This is a genomic window from Pseudomonas sp. S37 (assembly GCF_016658545.1).
Classification (GTDB): Bacteria; Pseudomonadota; Gammaproteobacteria; order Pseudomonadales; family Pseudomonadaceae; genus Aquipseudomonas.
Genome location: NZ_JACVZC010000200.1, coordinates 1 through 4771, shown reverse-complemented (window position 1 = coordinate 4771; position 4771 = coordinate 1). Strand labels below are relative to the sequence as shown.

General features: G+C 63.5%; 7 protein-coding genes. 2 read left to right on the top strand and 5 right to left on the bottom strand.

The window, feature by feature from the left end; all coding sequences use genetic code 11:
- Window positions 1-140: 140 nt before the first annotated feature.
- The 5 genes from purT to IAE39_RS28985 form a co-directional block, all read right to left on the bottom strand.
- On the bottom strand, window positions 141-1322 hold the full coding sequence (purT, locus tag IAE39_RS29005) for a formate-dependent phosphoribosylglycinamide formyltransferase (protein WP_201207895.1): 1182 nt from the start codon (window positions 1320-1322) through the stop codon (window positions 141-143).
- Window positions 1323-1398: 76 nt separating this feature from the next.
- Window positions 1399-1866 (bottom strand): VUT family protein, encoded by a 468-nt coding sequence (locus IAE39_RS29000; RefSeq protein ID WP_010952556.1) that lies wholly within the window; start codon window positions 1864-1866, stop codon window positions 1399-1401.
- 216 nt (window positions 1867-2082) lie between these two features.
- Entirely contained in the window at window positions 2083-2277 is a 195-nt protein-coding gene (locus tag IAE39_RS28995; RefSeq protein ID WP_201207894.1) for a DUF1289 domain-containing protein, read from the bottom strand.
- Entirely contained in the window at window positions 2270-2794 is a 525-nt protein-coding gene (locus IAE39_RS28990) for a gamma carbonic anhydrase family protein (RefSeq protein WP_016485138.1), read from the bottom strand. The genes IAE39_RS28995 and IAE39_RS28990 overlap by 8 nt, the downstream gene beginning before the upstream one ends.
- 44 nt (window positions 2795-2838) lie before the next feature.
- Window positions 2839-3438 carry a CoA pyrophosphatase gene (locus IAE39_RS28985; RefSeq protein ID WP_201207893.1) on the bottom strand — a complete coding sequence of 200 codons (600 nt, stop codon included), beginning with the start codon at window positions 3436-3438 and terminating at the stop codon, window positions 2839-2841.
- A 124-nt stretch (window positions 3439-3562) separates the two neighbouring features.
- On the opposite strand from IAE39_RS28985, the gene IAE39_RS28980 reads away from it, so the two are divergent.
- Window positions 3563-4114 (top strand): NUDIX hydrolase, encoded by a 552-nt coding sequence (locus IAE39_RS28980; RefSeq protein ID WP_201207892.1) that lies wholly within the window; start codon window positions 3563-3565, stop codon window positions 4112-4114.
- 22 nt (window positions 4115-4136) lie between these two features.
- The gene (locus IAE39_RS28975; RefSeq protein WP_201207891.1) at window positions 4137-4691 is read left to right on the top strand and encodes a L,D-transpeptidase family protein; all 555 of its coding nucleotides are present in this window, start codon (window positions 4137-4139) and stop codon (window positions 4689-4691) included.
- Window positions 4692-4771 lie beyond the last annotated feature (80 nt).

Here is a 4771-nt window from a genome sequence, read left to right as displayed (position 1 = left end):
CCGTAATCGGTGTCCGGAAAAACTTGACCAGAACAAGGCCGCTCCTACAGGAGACCGCGCAAGCCGAGGCTGATGCGATCCCCTGTAGGAGCGGCCTTGTGTCGCGAAAGGGCCGCAACGCGGCCCCCTACGGTCTCGGATCAGAACTCGACCTTGACCGCCTGCGATGCACGGGTAGCCTTGGCCCGCGCCGCGTCGACCGATTCATCACGCGCCAGGCACACACCCATGCGGCGGGTACCGTTGATTTCCGGCTTGCCGAACAGGCGGATGGCAGTATCCGGCTCGCTCAGCGCTGCACCCAGGTTGGCAAAGCTGGTCTGCTGCGACTGGCCCTCTGGCAAGATCACCGCCGAAGCCGACGGACCAAACTGGCGCACCACCGGAATCGGCAGGCCGAGAATGGCGCGGGCATGCAGGGCGAACTGCGACAGGTCCTGGGAAATCAGGGTCACAAGGCCGGTGTCATGCGGGCGCGGCGAGACTTCGCTGAACCACACCTGGTCGCCTTTCACGAACAGTTCCACGCCAAACAGGCCGCGACCGCCCAAGGCATCGGTGACCGCCTTGGCCACGCGCTGCGACTCGGCCAGCGCTTTCTCGCTCATGGCCTGTGGCTGCCAGGATTCCTGGTAGTCGCCTTTCTCCTGGCGGTGGCCGACTGGCTCGAGGAAGGTGGTGCCACCCACATGGCGCACGGTCAGCAGGGTGATTTCGTATTCGAAGTCGATAAAGCCCTCGACGATCACCCGGCCCTTGCCGGCGCGGCCGCCTTCCTGGGCGTAGTCCCACGCCTTCTGCAGGTCGGCATCGCTGCGCAGCAGGCTCTGGCCCTTGCCCGACGAACTCATCACCGGCTTGACCACGCACGGGTAGCCGACATCGGCAACGCCCTTGGCGAAGTCTTCATACGTGTCGGCAAAATGGTACGGCGAGGTTGGCAGTTCCAGCTCTTCGGCGGCCAGGCGGCGGATGCCTTCGCGGTTCATGGTCAGCTGGGTGGCGCGGGCGGTCGGCACCACGGTGAAGCCTTCGTTTTCCAGCTCGACCAGGGTAGCGGTGGCGATGGCTTCGATTTCCGGAACGATGTAGTGCGGCTTCTCGGCTTCGATCACGGCACGCAGGGCCACACCATCGAGCATGTTGACCACGTGGCTGCGGTGCGCCACCTGCATGGCCGGCGCGTTGGCGTAGCGGTCGACGGCGATCACTTCGACGCCCAGGCGCTGCAGCTCGATCACCACTTCCTTGCCCAGCTCGCCACAGCCGCACAGCAGTACACGGGTCGCGGTGGGCGACAAGGGGGTTCCGATACGGGTCATTTCAGGTCCTCGAAGGCATCCGGGGCCGCGCCAGGCTTGGCGCCACCCGCTGAAAAAGGACCGCTATTCTACACCATCAGCCGGCCACGGCAGCCCGCCGGGCGCGAAATGCCATGGCCAGCCACACGGCGGTAACGCCCGCGAATTTCGAGGCCATGGCGGTGCCGATCACCGCTGGGGTCAGGGCGCCGATCATGCCGAAGAAGATGAAGGTATCCACCGGGATACTCAGCGCTGAACTCAGCCACAGGCGGTCACGCAGTGGCCGGCGGGTGATGCTGAACACCAGCCAGTCGATCAGCTCGGAAATAAAGAACGCGGTGGCACTGGCCAGGGCAATGGCCGGCTCCGAAGTGACATAGGACAGCACCAGCGCCACCAGCATGGCGACCAAGGCGCCGTGGCCGAAGCGGGTTTGCACCATGTCGCGCAGGATGAATACCAGGCCGCCCCAGGCGGACCAGATGATGTCCAGGTGCGGGGCACTGGAGAAGGCGTAGTTGATCAGCACTACGCTGCTGATGTAGGCAATGAGATAGAACATGGCGGGTAGTCTGTGGGCAAGCCGTACAGATTACCGCTGGGCCGTTCGCGGGTAAACCCGCTCCGACAGGTACAGCATCAGCTTCAAGGGCCACGCAATCCCTGTGGGAGCGGGTTCACCCGCGAAGAATCCAACGCGGTGGATGGCACCGGCTGTGCCGGTGTTCGCGGCGGTTCGACGCCTCGATAAACCCGCTCCTACAATGGGCGCGTCGGCCTAGAGGATTAGGCCGGCCTCCAGTGCCCGTTCATGGCAGAGCTTGAGCACCGCCCGGCGCTCGTCGTTGTCCATCCGCCCCCAGCGGCCAATCTCGGCCACGGTACGCTGGCAGCCGGTGCAGATATCCTGCTCGTCCAGCGCGCATATGCTCACGCACGGCGAGGCCACCGGCCGTTCCACAACATTACTCATCGTCAACCACCAACTCCTGCGCATAACGCTGGGCATTGTGCACGTAATGCGCGGCGCTGGCTTCCAGCATGCGCTTCTGCTGTTCGGTCAGCTCGCGCACCACCTTGCCCGGCGAGCCCATCACCAGCGAACCGTCGGGGATTTCCTTGCCCTCGGCAATCAGTGCATTGGCGCCGATGATGCAGTGCTTGCCGATGCGCGCGCCGTTGAGGATCACCGCATTGATACCGACCAGGCTGTAGTCGCCCACCGTACAGCCATGCAGCATGGCGTTGTGGCCAACGGTCACACCCTTGCCCAAGGTCAGCGGCGAGCCCATGTCGGTGTGCATCACCGTGCCATCCTGCACGTTACTGCCTTCGCCGATGTCGATCAGCTCGTTGTCGCCGCGCAGCACCGCACCGAACCACACGCTGGCATTGGCCTGCAGGCGCACGTTGCCGATCAGCGTGGCGTTGGGTGCGGCCCAACTGGTGGGGTGGCTTTCGACCCGCAGGTCGCCCAGGCGGTATTTCATGCTTGCTCCTCAGGCTGTGACGCAGACGGCGGGGTTGGCCCCGCTCAGTTTTCGATGTAACGCTCAGGGGGCTGATGCAGGCTGATACCGGCATCGAACAACAGGTTGACCAGTTCGACGATCATGATCGCCGACAAGCCCCAGATCTTGTATTCGCCATAGCGATAGCTGGGCACATACCAGCTGCGCCCCTGGTAATCGATACGGTGGGTATGGTCGCGCGGGTCCTGGCGGAAGAACTCCAGCGGCACGGTGAATACTGCCGCGATCTCGGCGTCGTTGGCGCGGTATTCGACGAAGTCGGGGATAACCCCGACGAATGGCGTCACTTTAAGGCCGTGCAGGGAAATCAGCGGGCTGAGCGGGCCGATCACTTCGACCAGGCCAGGCGGCAGGCCGATTTCTTCTTCGGCTTCACGCAGCGCGGTAAACACCAGGTCCGGGTCTTCCGGGTCGCGACGGCCACCGGGAAAGGCCACTTCGCCGCCGTGGGTGGACAAGCCCTTGGCGCGTAAGGTCAAGACCAGTTCGGGCGCTTCGCTGCGGGTAATGGGCAAGAGAACCGCCGCTTCGGGGAACCGCCTGTCGGTTTCCAGTGATGCAGGGTGGTGGTTGCTCATTCGGCGAAGTAGCTCGTCCAGCATTGCGCACGCTCGTATCCAAGGCCTGCCTTGCATGATGCACCAAAGCCGCGAAGCACCCAAGCCCCTGCGCTTGCGGCGGCCCTGCGGCCACGCCAAGATAGCCCTGAACAGAAAGGAACCCATCATGAAATTCTGCAGCGCGTGCGGCCAGCCGGTCACCCAGCGGATCCCCGAAGGCGACAGCCGCCTGCGGTATGTCTGCGATGCTTGCCAGACCATCCACTACCAGAACCCCAATATTGTCGCCGGCGTACTGCCCACCTGGGGTAGCCAGGTGCTGCTGTGCCGCCGCGCCATCGAACCGCGCCGCGGTTTCTGGACCCTGCCCGCCGGGTTCATGGAAAACGGCGAAACCCTCGACCAGGCCGCCCGTCGCGAAACTGTCGAGGAAGCCTGCGCCCGGGTCGGGCCGACCAGCCTGTATCAGCTGTTCGATTTGCCGCACATCAACCAGGTACACGTGTTCTTCCGAGCCGAACTGGCGGACCTTGCCTTTGATGTAGGTGTCGAAAGCCTGGAGGTGCGGCTGTTCGAGGAACATGAGATACCGTGGGGCGAGCTGGCTTTCCGCACCGTCACGCGCACACTAGAATGCTACTATCGCGACCGCATCGGGCAGCACTACCCCATAGGCCATGAATACCTGCCGCCGATGAACGTTTCGCCCAACACCTAAACGCCTTCAGGGATACCGTTACATGCGCTGGTTGCTTGCCCTTTTCTGCCTTTGCGTTACCTCGGTGTCCCAGGCGGCCTTCACCGAGACCATCGTCCGCAAGCCTCTGTCGCCCGCGCAAACGCCTACGCAGTCGCAACAGGCCATGCAACCGTTGATCGACAAGGTGCTGGTGATCAAGTCCGAGCGCCGCCTGCAGTTGATCAGCCGCGGCGAGCCGCTGAAAACCTACCGCATCTCGCTGGGCAAGCAGCCCAAGGGCGCCAAGGAGCGCGAGGGCGACAAGAAAACCCCGGAGGGGTTGTACTGGCTGGACTGGCGCAAGCAGAGCGACCGCTTCAACCTGGCCATGCACATCAACTACCCGAACATCAGCGATGCGGCCCGGGCCTCGCGTGAAGGGGTGAGTGCCGGCAGCATGATCATGATCCATGGCACACCGCTGAACGATGAATACCCGGAGTGGTACTTCCATACCCTGGACTGGACGGATGGTTGTATTGCCATGCGTAACCGTGACATGCAGGAGGTGTGGGATTTGGTGCGGGATGGGACGTTGATCGAGATTCGGCCTTGAGGTTTGTCGGGGCATTTTTGGCGCCTGCAAGATCGAGCGCCGCCCGCGCGGCGCATCGCGAGCAAGCTCGCTCCTACATT